The following is a 16,654-nucleotide window of genomic DNA, read 5'->3' as shown; positions in this document are numbered from 1 at the left end:
CTGGAAATTTTAAAAAGCAAACTTATGTTCGTGTATAGTTTATGTTAATTTTAAAATATATTTCTTTTTTTCACTCCCCAAGGGGATTTTCTTATTTTTTTATATGCATTCTGTTCTATGTATCTTGTCCAAGAAGTGGTTATATTATATAAATCACTAATATCCTTAAGTGACATAGGACTATTGTCATTCCATCCATGTCTTAATTTCAATATATCTTTTTCCTTCAAGGTCAAATAGTTGTCCATAACGGACTCTAATTCTTTTCTCAGCTGCCTTACATATATTTTATGTTCTATTATCTCATATTGATTTTCCTCACAGAGTACATTGTCTATGAGCGCTCTATCATCTTCAGCTCCAGAAGCTGCATTTAAACTAAGCTCTTCGTTAGTATTCTTATTTTCTACGAATCTATAAATGCTGGCATAAATCCAATGAACTGCGTAAGTAACAAACTGAGCTTTTTTAGGATTGTTAAAATCATATTTCTTTGCAGCATTAATGAGCCCTAATACCCCTTGCTGATATAAATCTTCCTTATCCACGGAACTTGTACCCTCTAAATTGAATCTATTAACAAACTTAAATATTATTCCTTGATTTTGTTCTATAATACTATTCAAGGCTTCCGTTACTCCTTGCTGATAAAGCTCTACCAATTCTTCGTTAGTCATATTATCACCCCATATATAAATTATACAAACTTATGTTCGTATTTATATATTAGTTTAATTCATAACTTTTAACAATATCCTATTATTATCAATTTTTTTTAATGGCTCTGTTTTAAATCAGTGTTGATTTTTACACTGATTCAAAACATTCCTTTAGTTCGGCAGGCTATGTTTTAATAGAAACTTATTTACAACATATTGAAATAAAAATCTCCTACATATAAATAAAACTCTGCATAATAGGCAATTTGCGTCCTAATTTATGCAGAGTTCTCGTGTTATTCCTTTTTGCTCAGCTTCTTCTATTTTTTATATTCTGCAAGACTTCTTATGAAAAAGTTTTTAAATCCATTTCTAACCTCTGATTCCTCGCTAGCATTTTCTCCGTAGCTTATATCCATAAAATATCTCCCCGTAGCTATATCTACTGATATAGAGTCCAAAGGGAATCCTGGACTTCTCTTTAAAGAAGGCTCTGAAGTTATCCAGAAATCTTTCCAGCTTATATCTTCACCATCGTAGCAGAATATATTACTTTCATCCATTACAAGGCATATACCATTCTTATATTTTGCCTTAGCTTTTCCACCAAGCCTTGAAGCAATACCTGAGTAGTGTTCTATCATTTCTTCATCATTAAGGTTTTTTCCACCTACCCTCCTTACGAAAACTCCCGGCTGATCTTTAGCTTCAAGTCCTTCTATAAATAATCCAGTATCGCAGGAAAACAAGGGTGTCTTATATTGGCTATAATAATATAAAGCCTTTATTTTAGCATTTTCCAAAGGATTGCTGCCAGTTTCTTCTGGTGCTTCAATCTGCCGCTTCATTTCCTTAAGTCCCACTATCTCTATATCTAAATCCTTAAGGTTTTCTCTCATACTTGTTAGTTTAGATTCATTGCCTGTTCCATATAATAATCTCATAAAAACATCTCCTAATTTGAGAATTCTTGAGTAGCATAACTTCTCCCACAGCTAGAGAAGGCTAACCCTACTCCAATTTTAGTATAATTTTTATTTAAAATATTCTCCCTGTGATCAGGTGAATTCATCCAATCACTTACTATCCTTTCAGCAGTTATGTGCGCTCTGTAAGCCTGCATCTGCTGTTCATTGTTAGGATCGAGTCCATCTGCTTGTACCATCCAAATATTTTCTCCATAAGTACTGCTATGCCACCCATATGTGGCTGCCAAATCCCAGGGCTGAAATCCTGTCACTGGAGAAACATGCTGAAAATAATTATACTGAAGCATTTCATCACTTTTATATCTTGCCACTTCTCTAAGGGTCTCTATACTTGAAAGTGCCGATGTACCTAGCTTAGATCTTTCATCATTGCATAATACAATTATCCTGTCTTCCACATCGGACCAATACTCCACTGGGTACTTTGAAGGCAAATCAGGTCTAGTTCTATTTGTAGTTTTTATATAATTGCCACTACTTTGCTGTTGTGAAACTGTGCTATTAGCATTTTCATTTGTATTGTTTTTTTTCTGAACTGGCGTATTTTCAGTACTCTTTTCAGACTTTTGGGGCTGCTGAGCTACAGCAGTATTAGCTGATTGTTTTTTTGATTCAGCGCTATTATTTGAATTATTCTCATTGTCTTGTGGTTTACTTTGCTTATCGCTGCTATTATCATTCTTGTCTTTAAGCCAATCATCCTTAAACCACTTATCGTTTTGTGAATCTATAACAGTTACTTTTTTAGGCACATTGTTAACACTAATTTTATTAGAAGGTTCACAGCCTACAAGCAAAATCAATGTTAAAAAAATCATACCAAGTTTTTTAATCATATGTACTCATTCCTTATATAAAACGTATTTAAAATAAAGATATCTTTCAAAATGCAACAATATTATACAATATTAATTATAACATAACTTTTTTTTCATTTTCATATATCTCTCCGTAAAATTGATTTTATATAGAGATTTAAAATATTTGATGATATAATTATGATATCTTTACAAATTTTATTATTTGGTGGGTCTAACTATGAAAAAAAAATTAATTGTAAAAAAAAGCAGGCTAATTTTTATTATTTTTATGATATCTATGCTATTCATTGTCCTTACATTTAGAATAGGTTATATAATGCTTTTAGATAAAAAAGATTTAGGCGCATTAGCTACTAATCAGTGGAAAAAAAGCATAGAGATTGCGCCTCTAAGAGGAAAAATTATGGATAGAAACGGCTCCACCTTAGCAATAAGTGTGAGTGTCTATAGAATCGATGCAGATTTAAGCGTGCTAAAAACTTATTTGCAAAGCAAAAGTATATCTGAGGCAGATGCAGTGTCCAAGCTATCTCCAATACTTAATATGGATAGCCAGCAATTACAAAAAATACTGGATAGCACGGATAAAAACGGTGATCCTCTTCAATTTGTTTCTATTAAACGAAAGGTTACTAAAGACACCGCTGATTCAATAAAAGCCCTTAAATATATTGGCATAATAATATCTGATGATACAGAAAGAATTTATCCTAACGGAAATTTTCTCTCTAATGTAATTGGACATACTAATTTCAGCGGAGTTGGTATAACTGGTGTAGAAGATTCATACAATAAGATTCTTAGCGGAACCAGTGGAATTAAAGTAGTAGAGACAGATAAAGATGACAATGAGCTTCCATACACAGAATCTGTAACTGTAAACCCTATAAACGGTAAGGATATTACTCTTACCATAGATGAAAAAATTCAGCAGCTAGCCGAAAGTGTAGCTAAGGAAACTCTGCAGGATGATAAAGCTCAATCTGTCAGCATCACCATAATGAATCCAAGTAATGGAGAAATATTAGGTATGGTAACTACTCCAGGCTATGATTTGAATAATCCAAATAGTGCAGGAAAAAACAGTAACGAAACTCAAGAAATATGGAAAAATAAATCTGTATCTAATATGTTTGAACCTGGTTCTATTTTTAAGGTAATGACAGCTGCTGCTGCACTTCAAAATAATGTTGTAAATGACAGTGATAAATTTAGATGCAGCGGAAGCATAAACGTAGCTGGTACTACTTTATATAGTGACGAAAAAACAGATCAAGGCTGGGAAACTTTTTCTGATATAATAAAAAACTCAGATAATGTAGGTTTCATACAAGTTGGTCAAAGACTTGGAAAAGACAAATTTCTATCTTTTGCAACTCAAGCTGGTTTTGGACAAAAAACTGGAATTGATCTGCCTGGTGAAGGTGCAGGAATATTAAGAAGTTCAAAAGATACTGGTCCTGTTGAATTAGCGACTTTATCCTATGGCCAAGGCGTAGCTGTTACTCAAGTTCAATATATGGCTGCCTTTAATGCGGTGGCTAATGGAGGAAATTGGATAAGGCCTCATGTAATGAAGGAAACTAGCCATGTAGATAATGGTAAAACTGTAGTTGACAAGGAATATGATAATTTAGGCAAGAAAACCATAATGGATTCTGATAAAGCAGCTCAATTAAGACAATATCTTATAAGAGTTGTAAAAGAGGGTACAGCTACCGCTACTTATATGGAAGGCTATAGTATAGCAGGAAAGACAGGCACAGCAAATAAAATTGATCCTACTACAGGCAAATACGAAGAAGGGAAATATATGGCTTCTTTTGCTGGAATGTATCCAGCTGAAAATCCTGAAATAACTCTTATAGTAACTGTAGATGAACCAGATCCTCAAAAATATTATGCGGCAGAAACTGCAGTTCCGGCTGCCAAGAAACTTTTTCAGGGATTATTTTCAATAATGAATGCTTCACCTGACAATAGTAAATAATTGTCAGGCTTTTTTTAAAATATATTGCACTTTTACCTTCAAACTGATATATTTTTTATAATGTTTTATTCCTTTAAATTGTTATTATGGAGTTGTTGCTTATGTATGACCCTGGACTTGATACTCATATGGTAGATATTTTAAATAAATTAGATAAAATAAGATATGATAATTTTGAAAATACTATTTCTTTATCAGAAGAAGCTTATAAGCTATGCAAGATAAATAATTACGAAGTTGGTATGGCTCTTTGCCTCTTAAGAAATGCTGAAGGCCTTCTTAATCTTGGCCAGTACACTAAATCGATATTAAAATCTTATGAATGCATAGATTTATGCCAGAATAATGATATCTGTGATTTACATGTATTAGCTAGAATTCTTATAGGCAATGCCTTATTTGACCTTTCTAATTATGAGGGAAGTTTTGATTTCTACAATTCAGCCATCAGACTATCACATAAACTCAGCAAAAGCAAAAATTATTATGCTTCTTCCTGCTACGAATACTACGCTGCCAGAGTTTTTTCTAATATAGCTGAAATCTATAGAATTCTTGGAAATTTAGATTTAGCATTGAACTATTACAAAGATGCTACTTTGCTTGATGAAAGATTAGATTTCAAGGCTACTATGGGTATATGCTTAAGCAATTTAGGAATCGCCAACTTTTTAAAAGAAAATTATGATGAAGCTATGAATTTAGTCCTTAGAGGTATTGAAAGAATGAAACACCATAATTATTATAGTTCTATTTCAGAATCATATAAAACCTTAGGACTAATTTACGAAAAGAAGCTTGATTTTGAAAACGCAGAGAAATATTTTTATGAAGCGATTAACGTAGATGATAAGTATGGCAACACCTATTATAAGATAGAGGCCTTAATCGATTTTGGATCTTTTTTGAGAAACCGGAATAAAATACAGGAGGCCTTATCGCAATATACTAAAGCCTTGAATCTGGCTTCTAAAAATAACATATTAGATAAGTGCCTTATAATTTGTAAATTTATTTCCATGGCTTTTGAAGACCTAGGAGACTTACAAAATTCCATGAAGTATTTTAAATTATATTTTGAATATGATGATAAAAACAGAAGTGTTAACAGGCATCATACACTAGAAGCTATTAAAGCGAAGGCTGAACTTAGAAAACTGGAAATAGAGAAAAAGAAATTAGTAGTTGAAAGTGAACACATTAAAAAACGTTCGGAAAGCTTACTTAAAACTATTAATAATGTTTCTACAATAAATAGATTGGTTAGAAGGATTACTTCAACTCAGGATCTGAAGAGCATAATAAAAATATTATGTTCAAATCTTCAGTCTCTGTTGAAAGTTAATAGCTTATCCTTAATATTATATAATAAAAATACTAATGAACTTTCTTATGAATACTGTATTGAGAATGGTAAAGCTGTTTACCCAAATAATATACCTCTTGATGGTAAAGCTAGTATTAGTTCATACAGTCTCATAAACAATAAATTTATCATAATAAATGATATGACCTCTGAATACCATAATTACGTTGATGATAGCAAGTATATATTAGACAATACTCATAACCTTTGGCTTAATTCAGCTATTTACGCACCAATGGTTTTAAGTAACGTTCCAATTGGGGTATTATCGGTTCAAAGCGAAAAAATGGAATATTTTACCGATTTACATGTTGAGATACTTAAAGTGATAGCATCTTATGGAGCTATAGCTATAAATAATGCAATAAAATCTAAGGATCTTAACATATTAAATGAAAAACTTCTGTATATGTCCGAAAACGACAGCCTTACAGATATTTATAACAGACGTAAGTTTGATGTGGTTATAGAAAATCAGTGGAAGGATTGCCTTAAGAGGAAATCTCCTTTATCTCTGATTATATTTGATGTAGACTATTTCAAAGAATACAATGATAATTACGGTCACCTTGAAGGCGATCAATGCCTTGTATCCATAGCCTCCAAACTCGTTAGTATATCTAAGAAGAATTTTATCTCTGCAAGATATGGTGGAGATGAGTTTACTATTATAATGCCAGATACAGATGTAGAAGAAGCATTAAAATTTGGTGAATTGCTTGTAAATGAAATTAGAAATCTAAATATAGAGCATTCTTTTTCTAAGTCTAGTAAAACTGTGACCATAACTGCAGGTGCAGCTTCTATGCTGCCAAGTGAAGATTCCTCCCCAAAAACTTTAATGAAACATGCAGACCTTGCCTTATACGATGCCAAAAGTAAAGGCAAAAATAGGATAGAATCTTTTAATAAAATAATGTAAATTTAGAGGAGGCTAATAGAACAGCGCATTCTATTAAACTCCTCATTATTTTTATCTAAATAACTTCTTACTTGCTTATTTCCTTTATATCAGAGGTAGAAATACTGTTTTTCATTCCACTATCATTGTAATCTATAAACACATCATTTTTATTTGAAAATTTATTCATTATATATACTGAGGCCTTATTCCCTAATTTAATATTTTTAAATGCAAATCTCTTACTGCTTGTTCCGTAAGCAAAGGTTATGTTTTGGGCCTTTTTTGAAGTAAGCTTAAGGGAATATCCATCGTTTTTATATGATATGAAAAATACATTTTGGCCGTTAACATTCCCTATATTAGTTATATTAAAATCCTTCCCGCTCTCAATATCTTTTTCAGAGTGTATATGATATTTTACCTTATTATCTTTTATAGCATCAAAATCCAAGTCTCCTACAAAAACCAGCTTATTCATATCTGCATTTGTCTTAGTAAAAGCAGAACTCTGGCTTTTTAAGGCATTGTTAGCTTTTATTCCTTTCAAATTTTCAACCACTAGTGAAATAGTGGCATCATCGTTAACCAAATCTGCATGACTGACTCCAGGTCTCTCAATATAATTTATATCTTCTCCCATAGTGGAACTCAATAAAGGAACAGTACCATCCCCAGAAGAATATTCTTCTGGAATAGACAACCTAGTCTCTATGCCTGCTATTGACGTGTCCACTAATTTAACAGTTTTTAAGGTATCAATGCCAGTACCGACAATAGCTGTATAATTCACAGTTTTTATAGGAGTTATGGTATCTTCTATACTTTTATGAAAAGAATCTGCTTGCTCAACAAGCTTTGAATTAAAATCATTCTCCATAAAAGCCTCTGTATCTTCAGCATCGTTTAATTTATCATAGTAATCCGGCCATATATAATCATACCAATTATCATATTTTCGTTCAGAGGTCACAAGCCAATTAGATTTTTCAGTATAGTTTTCATCTGGAAGAAGCTCATTTAAGCCTGGATAATTAAGCAAGGTGCTTCTCATAGTGCCACTCATCAGCTGCTTTATACCAGCAGGGAACTCATCAACTTGTCCTGTATGGAGAGTACTTGCGGCATTTAATGCCCCCCAATAAGGAGTCCCTAAGGTTATTACTTTATCTAACTTATTTCCTCCATATAAACTTATATATTTGCTAACTACTAGACCTCCCATGCTGTGAGCCACAATGGATACCTTGTCATATTTATCTATTATCTTTTTAAGCTGCTTTGCTGAATATGTGTTATCCAATCTCCAATCGTAAGCTCCGAATACAATATCATAACTATTACCAAACTCAGCCTTTAAGCTAGTAACAAGTTTTTTATAGGTATCTTCTGCCCCATATTCTTCTCCTCCTGTGACAGGCTCAATTGCTTTTTCACTAAATCCATCACTAGTACAATCTAAAGTGCCATTTAGAAAATAATATAACTGCTTGCTTCCATCTATCCATTTATTTGTTACCCACACTACAGTTCCATCAGTCTCTTCTAGATTTGATCCCATTATTCCAGGAAGAACTATTATTGCCCTCCTCAATGAGTCTGCTTTCACCACACCAAGTTTTGCAAAAGCAGTATAATAAAGAACACTAGTAAAAACAAAAATCACCGCTAAAAATAAAGATAATTTTTTTCTCATGAATTATCAATCCCCCTTTACAATTTATAATACTACAGCATCTGTAGTTTTATATTTAGTAATTGGTTTTATTTACAAAATTAACAATATTTTAAAATAAGGGGGTATATTTTTTCAATTTATGATTTAAAGCAGAATCAATAAAAAATTCGCTCCAAGGTAAAATCTTAGCCCTCGGAGCGAATTTAATATTACTATTGCTGATTTTTAGGATAAACATCCTTATATAAATAAGTATTTGAAACCATAGTACCATTTTGATAGGTTTGAAGGTAAACCGTAGAAGTATTACTCTTGTCATCCTCTGCTACTTGATTTACTACCTTATAGTTTTTGCTTAGCAAGCTGCTGTTTGAATAGATATTGAAGGTCTCTGTACCGTTATCTGAGATTCCTTCTATATATATTGGATATGCTAATGTATTTTTAAATTGGTAATCTAGGTTTCCCCAATCCACAGTAGCATCTAATCCAAGCGGAACATATACTGATGGTATTGTATGATGCACTCTCACTGTAGGCTTAACTCCAGAGAGCAACATAGCATTATAAAGAGTTGTTGAAACCTGACATATTCCACCGCCAAGTCCCATAGCAGTCTTAGTTCCTATATCCACAGGAGCTGATTGGTATCCTTTAGCCGCAGTTCTTTCTCCAACTACATTATTAAAACTAAAGGTATCTCCAGGCATAAGCCAAGTTCCATTTATTGCCTTTGTAGCTAATTGTATGTTAGTCATTCTACCAGGACTTGATATAGATCCATAGTTTGTACTAAAAGTTCCTATTAATGTATTTACAGTTTGAAGTTTTTCTTTTGTAGCATTAGCCTTAACCACGTCTATGTTGGCTTTTATTTCAGTATCCTGAGTGGCACTATCACTAATAGATGATACTATATTTTTCTTAAGTTCTTCATCTTTTAGTTTATATCCATCTTTATCAGGTGTTACTTGAAATCCGGAACCTGCTTTAGTTATTGATCCGTTCTTAGGATCCTTATTCACATCTTTCTTTATATTGTTTACTAAATCATCTACAACCTTGGAACTATTATTATAACTGAAGGAAAGAGAAAATGATTTAGACTGAGGTTTAGTTATAAGCTTATATTTATCCAAAATGCTTCCATCATGCCCATATTGGTAGGCCTCATCAACTATTTTATCTATATCGTATTTTGCCTCTAATTGGTCATAACTTATAGAATAAGCTTTGCTATTAACATTGATGTTTATTTTTTTATTTTTTATAGTATCTTCATACTTGTCAGTTAATATTTTTTTTGCCTCTTCTACTGTTCTGCCTGACATGTCTTCATTTTGGATCTTTACATCAGGATATATATATCCTTCAAAGCTTTTAACTTTATCATAAATCTTGTATGCAGGAATAGAAATGCCTGCAGCTAGAGCAATAAAGCATACTCCGCCTATTAAAATAATAGCGTTTCGTTTTTTCATAATATAACCCACTCCATCCAGATTAAAAACATTTGTGCATTATATAAAGCATAAATACACATTAAATCTTGTTGCATTAATCTAATAATTTAAAATTTATTATACATTAAATGCAATTTGTTCTCACACATCCCCTATTATACCATATATATCTCTCTATGGTATTATACGCATATGAACAATAAATTAGGTTGAAATTTTTCATCTCATTATTAATATTCGTAATTTAATATTAAAACTTTATTAGTTAATAAAGTTTCTACATAATTCCATAGTTTCTTTTAATATGTCAATGCTTCTATTATAGTCACCCGGCACTTCTAGAGAATGATTTCCATCCTTAATTATATATAGCTCCACAAATTTTTCAAGCTTACTTCTATCTGCATATGCTTTTACTTATAAAGTATATGTTATTATAGCTTCTTTTTATACATAAATTAATGATGGCGGCACTTTCATCTGTGAGAAGCATTTTCTTAAATTTATTATATTAAATTTTCTACTCATTTAGCTAGTTACTTTTTAATATTTATTATATATCCCTATTTATTCGTTATTTTTGAGAATACTATTGTCAGTGTATCCAATTAAATTTCTTGTTTTTTATATAAAAAAAATTTAAAATATAGTTATCTAATTTTCTGGAAATAAGGTGATGTAGTTATGAAAAAAGTTTCTCTCATAGGTCTAGGCGCTATAGGTTGTGCCTACGCCAGCAAATTGCATGATTTAGATGCTGAATGTCTCTCCATAATAGCAGACGAAAAAAGAATAAAAAGATATGAAGAAAATGGATTCTTTATAAACAGAAAGCGCTATGATTTTAATTATGTGCTGCCATCAGAAGATTGTGGATACGACGATTTAATTATTATTAGCGTAAAATACCATCAACTAGACGAAGCTATAAAATCTATAGAAAAACATGTTGGACCTGATACTATAATTCTTTCTCTTTTAAATGGCATATCCAGCGAAGAAATCATAGGAAAGGTTTATGGTATGGATAAGCTTTTATATGGAATGTGCGTAGGAATAGATGCTGTTAGAGAAGGAAACAAAATAGAATTCTCCAGCAGCGGAGAAGTTAATTTCGGAGAAAAAAACAATCAGGTTTACTCTAAAAAAGTAAAATATGTTAAAGATTTGTTTGATAAGGCGCATATTAAATATGCCATTCCAGAAGACATGATGTATACCCTTTGGTGGAAATATATGGTGAATATAGGCATAAATCAGTGCTCTGCTGTGCTCAACGCAACTTATTCCGTATTTCAAAGTGTAGATGAAGCGAAAGAACTTATGGAATCTGCCATGAAGGAAGTAGTAGCAGTCTCAAAAAAGCTTGGAATAAATCTAGATGCCGAAAAAGATATAGCCACTTGGTACTCAGTTCTAAATTCTCTAGCTCCTGGTGGCAAAACATCCATGCTTCAGGATATACAAGCAGGAAGAAAGACTGAGGTAGAAATGTTCTCAGGAGCTCTTTGTGAACTGGGAGAAATATATGGAGTCCCTACTCCTGTAAATCGTACATTATTTAATATAATAAGAAGCTTGGAATCCATGGCTTTAAATTTATAATTATATGCAGTTATTAATGCAAAGTTTAATTTAAGTAAATAATTTCATTATACAATTTCTCAAAAATAAGGCTGATTTATACAAAATCAGCCTTATTTTATGTTTTTTTTTAGAATTTATGGTATTATATAATTTGGAATTTAATTTACACCAAAATTTGGAGGAATGTTTATGCTAAGAAACTTAAAGATATCACATAAGATATCTCTTCTAACTACTTTAGGTACAATCTTACTTATAATCGTAGGAATTATAGGTCTGCTTAACATGAAAAAAATGGATGATAACACTAACAACCTTTATGATAACAATGTAATGTCTCTAGAAAGTCTTTATTCAATTCAGAATAACATTGCTGCTGTATCCGCAGATATGGAGCACTTAATTAATAGCAGCTTCAAAGCTGCTGTAACTTCAAAAGAGAATGATATAAGTATTCTTTCCAGTTTAGATGATAAATTGTTTAAAGAATATGAGAAGCTTCCTCATCCCGACAAAAGTGAACAGCAAAATTATAACACTGTAAAACAAAAGCTTGCAGATTACAGATCCGCAAGAGATGAAGTACTAAAGCTTGTAGATGCAGAAAATTACTCCGATGCATATTCAGCTTATTCAGATAAATATAGCAGTTTAAAAGACAACCTAGATAACGCCATAAGTTCCGTGGTCCTAGATGATACAAAATATGCACAAAACACTGTGGCTTCTAATAAAACCGCATTCAATTCTTCTTTAATTTTTCAGATTGCGGTAATAGTTATTGGAAGCGTAATTCTTTCTGTTCTTGGAATTTTATTATCAGCTTGGCTTAGAAAAAGGATTGCTATTGTAATCAAATTTGCAAATAATCTTTCAAATGGCGATTTAACTCACAAATTACCTGTACTAGCTAAAGATGAAATAGGCACGATGGCCATTGCATTAAACTCCGCATCTTCTAATATGAAAGAACTCATCGGAGAGATAATAAACGGTATGAAAGAGGTTGGAGCTTCAAGTGCAGATCTCACCTCAAATATAGAAGAAATATCTGCTTCTATGCTAAATATAAAAAATTCTTCTGAAAGCATAACTAATAGTAATATGGAATTAACTGCTTCCACAGAGGAAGTAAGTGCTTCAGCCGAGGAAATAAACACGCTAGTTAGCATATTAGACGAAAAAGCTTCCTCTGGCAAAGATGCTTCCTGTGATATAGCTTCCAGAGCTGCTGAAATTAAAAAGGCTGCTGAAAAATCTTCCAATGAGATATTATCTCTATACAGCGAAAAAGAAACTCACATAAAGCATGCTCTAGACAATATAAATGTAGTTAATGAAATAAATACAATGACAGAAGCCATAGTAGAGATAGCTGACCAGACAAATTTACTTGCTTTAAATGCTTCAATAGAGGCTTCAAGAGCTGGAGAGGCTGGAAAAGGCTTTGCAGTAGTAGCTGAGGAAGTCCGTAATTTGGCAGAAGAAACCGGCAATACTGTTTCAGAAATAAGAAGGCTGGTAGGTGAAGTAAAAAATGTTACTGACGATTTAAAAATACATACTTCTGATATACTTCATCTTATAGATAATAAAATAAAACCAGATTATGAGGCTTTTAAAAACGTTGGAATTCATTACGAAAAGGACTCTGAATTTATGATGTCTATGTCAACAAGAATATCTGATTCCACAGATTCTATTACTGCTAGTATTTCTGAAGTTAATGCTTCAATAACTAATATTTCAGCAACAACTCAGCAGTCAGCATCCAATTCAGAAGAAATACTTGCTAGTATTTCTGAAACAAGCAATGCCTTGGAGCATGTGGCAAAAAGCGCTCAAGTTAACTCTGAATTGGCAGAAAAACTTACAGGCATGGCTTCTAAATTTAAAATATAGCGTAAATAATGAAAATCGCCGTGAAAATAATTTGTATTAATTTCGCGGCGATTTTTTATTAGGCTATGGATTAAGCTGATATTTCATTGTCATTTCCTTTATCTTTTCTAAATATATTCCTCACAAAATTCGGCAAAGCTATAAGTGCTGGCAAAAATACAGGCAGCAACAATATTGACAGTGCTATTAACCCTATAACCACTGCTATTGCAAGCTGAGTTAGCAGCTGTATACCTGCAGGTATAAGAGTTATGAAGGTCCCCCCCAATATGAGAGCTGCGGACATTATTACTCCACCTATATTCTTAGAGGCCAGAATTATTGCTTGCTCTTTAGATACATTTTTATATTCTTTAAATCTCATCATAAAGAATATACTGTAGTCAACACCTAAGGCCACAATCATAATAAATTGAAAGAAGGGCACATTCCAAGATACTCCATCCAATTTAAACACGTGAGCTACCAGCAAGTTAACTGCTAATGATGAAACGTAGAAGGAGGCTAAAAGTGCTGCTGTTATATATGAGGCAATAAGAGGTGATCTTATTACTATTAACAGCACTACAAACACGCTTATAAGCACTATGGCTTTAGTGGTGGTCAAATCCTCCAAGGCAGTTTTATTAAGGTCACTATTGGTTGCACTTACACCGGATACTCCATACTTAGCATTTTTAAGCACACTTCCCTTTAAGCTCTCTCCTACAGCAGTATTTATCTTCTGCACGGTATCCATAGACTCCGAAGAATAAGGATCACTATCAAGAACCACTAAAAATTTTGTGATTTTTCTATCTGAGGTCATAAAGGAATCTAAAGATTTTTCTATGGAAGCTTTTGCTTCATCTGGCACAAAGAAGCTTTGTACTCCATTTAACTGTGTCAAATAGCTATTAGATTTTGAAAGTCCATCTGATATGGAACTTAGCCCACTGCTGCTCTTACTTAATGCATCTGTCAAAGCTGGCATGCTTGAAGCAAGCTTAGTAAGTCCATTATTCAGAGCTGCCTGACCATCATTTATTTTTCCTAAAGCTGAGGTCACCTTATCCATATTGGATATTATAGCCTCCTGCCCCTGGCTTCCCTGCTCAAGTCCTGAAGAAAGCTGAGAAGCTGCAGTTTCAAGTTGATTTAATCCATCAATCATGGAGCTTTGGGCACCAGTTATATTATCTATTCCGTTTACCGCGGCGCCAAGATTGGAATTAAGAACATCATAATTTGATTTAAGTTTATCCATCCCCTGTGTAAATGTTTCACTACCCTTAATTATAATCGGTAATAAATCTTTTATCCTCTGATAGTTTTTATTGTTTTTTAATGCAACATCTAATTCAGGATCACTTTGTAGAGAATAAATTAATTGAGTTAATTGTTGTAAATTATTGCCAAGATATTGAACTTCGTAATCTCTCTTTATCAAATCATACTCTACTTCCAGCTTATCATATCCCCCTTTTATTTTGCTTAATCCTACTTTAAGATCAGAAGTTCCTCTCTGAAGCTGAGTCATGCCATCCTTTATCTTTCCTATACCTGTACTTATCTGAGCCGCTCCATCCGAACCTTGAGCTACCCCGCTGCTAACTTGCTTCATACCAGCTTTTAGCTGTTTGAGACCGTCTTGCACTGCACTGGTTCCATCAATTAGCTGGCCTACTTGAGATAAATCAGAGGTGTTAAAGCTTCCTAAGCCCTTATTTATTTGTCCTATCCCATTATTAATCTGATCTACCCCATCCTTAGTTTTAGAAATTCCGTCAGTAACACTTTTAGTCTGACTTCCTAAATAAAGCTGATCTATAGGACTTCCTAAAGGTTCTGTAGCACTACTTACACTCTTAACGCCTTTAACCTCCTTTATCCTTTTGGTTATATTGTCTATAGCTCCTAAAGCTTCATTGCTATCCATGGATTGATCATTTTCTATTACTACTGTTGCAGGCATGCTTTCTCCTTTGCCAAAATGATCTGCTGCTAAATTAAAGCCCTTTACAGAAGCATAGGAATTGCCAAGCTCCCCCAAGCTGTTAAAGGATAGCTTTTCTGAGTTAAAATAAATTATTGGAACCATAGCTATTACTATAGGCAATGCAAACATCAAAGGTTTTTTAACTGCAATAGTGGTAGCATTCTTCCAGAGCTTGTTTTCCTTATGTCCTGTAACTTCCTTGGAGGGCCAGAAAAGTTTTTTCCCTAAAACCTTCATTAAAAAAGGTGTAAGAGTAAGTATTTCTAAAAGAAAAATCATAACTGCAATAGCTACACAATTTCCAGAACGGTAAATGCCAAATTTAGCAAAAATCAAACTTAAAAAAGCTATAAAAACTGTAGCAATACTGAACACTACTGTTTTTCCTGCTGTTTTATAAGTATTTATAATGGCATTATCCACAGAAATATCCTTTGAAAGTTCCTCCTTAAATCTATTAAAAAGAAGTATATTATAATCTGTTCCTACTCCAAATAAGATTAATATCATTACCATTTCGGTAAGTGAGGATATTTCATAATTAAATCTATATACCAGTTGCCCTACAATGGAAAGGGATATTATGAAAGCTATCCCCACTTCAAATAAGGATACTAAAGGCGTTACCACTGAGCGGAACATTATAATAAGCACTATAAGTATGAAAAATACAGTTAGTACAGCACTTTTGTCTACTCCTGAAGACACAGCCTTTAAATAATCATTGTTGATAAAATCCTGCCCAGATAGATAATAATCCACATTGGCTTTCTTAAGTATAGACCCTAACTCCTTTTCTATGTCATCTATTTCTTTTCCCTTTTTGTCTAGTTTAAAGCTTACTAATATAGTGGTTTCATCCTTCGAAATCAATCTGTCTTTAGCTTCTGGCATATTGAAAGGATCCATCATATTGCTTATTCCAAGCTTTTCTCCATCAGTTTTTACTTCATTTACCGCTTTTTTTATGTCTTCCATCCTGTTGTCTGTTAATTTATCCTCACTGTTGAAAACAATAATGTCACTGTTACCTGGTGCTTTATCCATTTTCTTTAGTATATTATCCGCAATTACTGATGGGTTGTCTGCGCTAACTGTCTGCTGTCCCTTATCTCTTAAAACCTTGTTCAAATCAGGTGTATAAATAATTGCCACAGCTGTAGCTGCAATCCATATGGCAAGCATAAACCACCTGAGCTTGATAATTTTCTTCATTAATAATACCTCCTAAAATTTTAACTGAATTTATTATAATGCATATGTTGAACACCTGTTCATTTTTGGTGTACAAATAAACCTTTGCTTTTTCAATAAATATTA

At 32.8% G+C, this 16,654-nt stretch carries 10 protein-coding genes; 4 read left to right on the top strand and 6 right to left on the bottom strand.

All coding sequences use genetic code 11. The features are described 5' to 3' along the window. Nucleotides 1-50: 50 nt before the first annotated feature. The 3 genes from IAI10_RS14250 to IAI10_RS14240 form a co-directional block, all read right to left on the bottom strand. The gene (locus IAI10_RS14250) at nt 51-677 is read right to left on the bottom strand and encodes a sigma-70 family RNA polymerase sigma factor (protein WP_315673953.1); all 627 of its coding nucleotides are present in this window, start codon (nt 675-677) and stop codon (nt 51-53) included. Between the two features lie 302 nt (nt 678-979). Next, nucleotides 980-1,603, bottom strand: a complete 624-nt coding sequence (locus tag IAI10_RS14245; protein WP_315673952.1) for a non-canonical purine NTP pyrophosphatase — start codon at nt 1,601-1,603, stop codon at nt 980-982. An 11-nt stretch (nt 1,604-1,614) separates the two neighbouring features. Beyond that, complete coding sequence (locus IAI10_RS14240; RefSeq protein ID WP_315673951.1) at nt 1,615-2,484, bottom strand: CAP domain-containing protein; 870 nt, start codon at nt 2,482-2,484, stop codon at nt 1,615-1,617. A 202-nt stretch (nt 2,485-2,686) separates the two neighbouring features. On the opposite strand from IAI10_RS14240, the gene IAI10_RS14235 reads away from it, so the two are divergent. After that, a complete protein-coding gene (locus tag IAI10_RS14235) occupies nt 2,687-4,459 on the top strand; it encodes a penicillin-binding transpeptidase domain-containing protein (RefSeq protein WP_315673950.1) in 1,773 nt (590 codons plus the stop codon). A 101-nt stretch (nt 4,460-4,560) separates the two neighbouring features. Further along, nucleotides 4,561-6,747, top strand: a complete 2,187-nt coding sequence (locus IAI10_RS14230; RefSeq protein WP_315673949.1) for a diguanylate cyclase domain-containing protein — start codon at nt 4,561-4,563, stop codon at nt 6,745-6,747. A 67-nt stretch (nt 6,748-6,814) separates the two neighbouring features. Here the strand turns inward: IAI10_RS14230 and IAI10_RS14225 are convergent, their stop codons facing one another. Further along, nucleotides 6,815-8,422: a lipase/acyltransferase domain-containing protein gene (locus tag IAI10_RS14225; RefSeq protein WP_315673948.1), complete on the bottom strand. Its 1,608-nt coding sequence runs from the start codon at nt 8,420-8,422 to the stop codon at nt 6,815-6,817. A gap of 194 nt (nt 8,423-8,616) precedes the next feature. Further along, complete coding sequence (locus IAI10_RS14220; protein WP_315673947.1) at nt 8,617-9,885, bottom strand: VanW family protein; 1,269 nt, start codon at nt 9,883-9,885, stop codon at nt 8,617-8,619. Nucleotides 9,886-10,551: 666 nt separating this feature from the next. Here IAI10_RS14220 and IAI10_RS14215 point away from each other — a divergent pair. Continuing rightward, on the top strand, nt 10,552-11,472 hold the full coding sequence (locus IAI10_RS14215; protein ID WP_315673946.1) for a ketopantoate reductase family protein: 921 nt from the start codon (nt 10,552-10,554) through the stop codon (nt 11,470-11,472). Between the two features lie 171 nt (nt 11,473-11,643). Next, nucleotides 11,644-13,356, top strand: coding sequence for a methyl-accepting chemotaxis protein (locus tag IAI10_RS14210; protein ID WP_315673945.1), 1,713 nt, complete (start codon nt 11,644-11,646; stop codon nt 13,354-13,356). A gap of 70 nt (nt 13,357-13,426) precedes the next feature. On the opposite strand, the gene IAI10_RS14205 is transcribed toward IAI10_RS14210, so the two are convergent. After that, entirely contained in the window at nt 13,427-16,549 is a 3,123-nt protein-coding gene (locus IAI10_RS14205) for an MMPL family transporter (protein ID WP_315673944.1), read from the bottom strand. Between the last annotated feature and the right edge of the window lie 105 nt (nt 16,550-16,654).

Source organism: Clostridium sp. 19966, assembly GCF_032335695.1.
Lineage (GTDB): Bacteria > Bacillota > Clostridia > Clostridiales > Clostridiaceae > JACTOJ01.
This window is presented reverse-complemented; position numbering and strand designations above follow the sequence as displayed.

Excerpts from the sequence above, each read along its gene's own strand:
- IAI10_RS14250 (WP_315673953.1), bottom strand. The coding sequence starts at position 677 with ATGACTAACGAAGAATTGGTAGAGCTTTATCAGCAAGGAGTAACGGAA.
- IAI10_RS14245 (WP_315673952.1), bottom strand. The coding sequence starts at position 1,603 with ATGAGATTATTATATGGAACAGGCAATGAATCTAAACTAACAAGTATG.
- IAI10_RS14240 (WP_315673951.1), bottom strand. The coding sequence starts at position 2,484 with ATGATTAAAAAACTTGGTATGATTTTTTTAACATTGATTTTGCTTGTA.
- IAI10_RS14235 (WP_315673950.1), top strand. The coding sequence starts at position 2,687 with ATGAAAAAAAAATTAATTGTAAAAAAAAGCAGGCTAATTTTTATTATT.
- IAI10_RS14230 (WP_315673949.1), top strand. The coding sequence starts at position 4,561 with ATGTATGACCCTGGACTTGATACTCATATGGTAGATATTTTAAATAAA.
- IAI10_RS14225 (WP_315673948.1), bottom strand. The coding sequence starts at position 8,422 with ATGAGAAAAAAATTATCTTTATTTTTAGCGGTGATTTTTGTTTTTACT.
- IAI10_RS14220 (WP_315673947.1), bottom strand. The coding sequence starts at position 9,885 with ATGAAAAAACGAAACGCTATTATTTTAATAGGCGGAGTATGCTTTATT.
- IAI10_RS14215 (WP_315673946.1), top strand. The coding sequence starts at position 10,552 with ATGAAAAAAGTTTCTCTCATAGGTCTAGGCGCTATAGGTTGTGCCTAC.
- IAI10_RS14210 (WP_315673945.1), top strand. The coding sequence starts at position 11,644 with ATGCTAAGAAACTTAAAGATATCACATAAGATATCTCTTCTAACTACT.
- IAI10_RS14205 (WP_315673944.1), bottom strand. The coding sequence starts at position 16,549 with ATGAAGAAAATTATCAAGCTCAGGTGGTTTATGCTTGCCATATGGATT.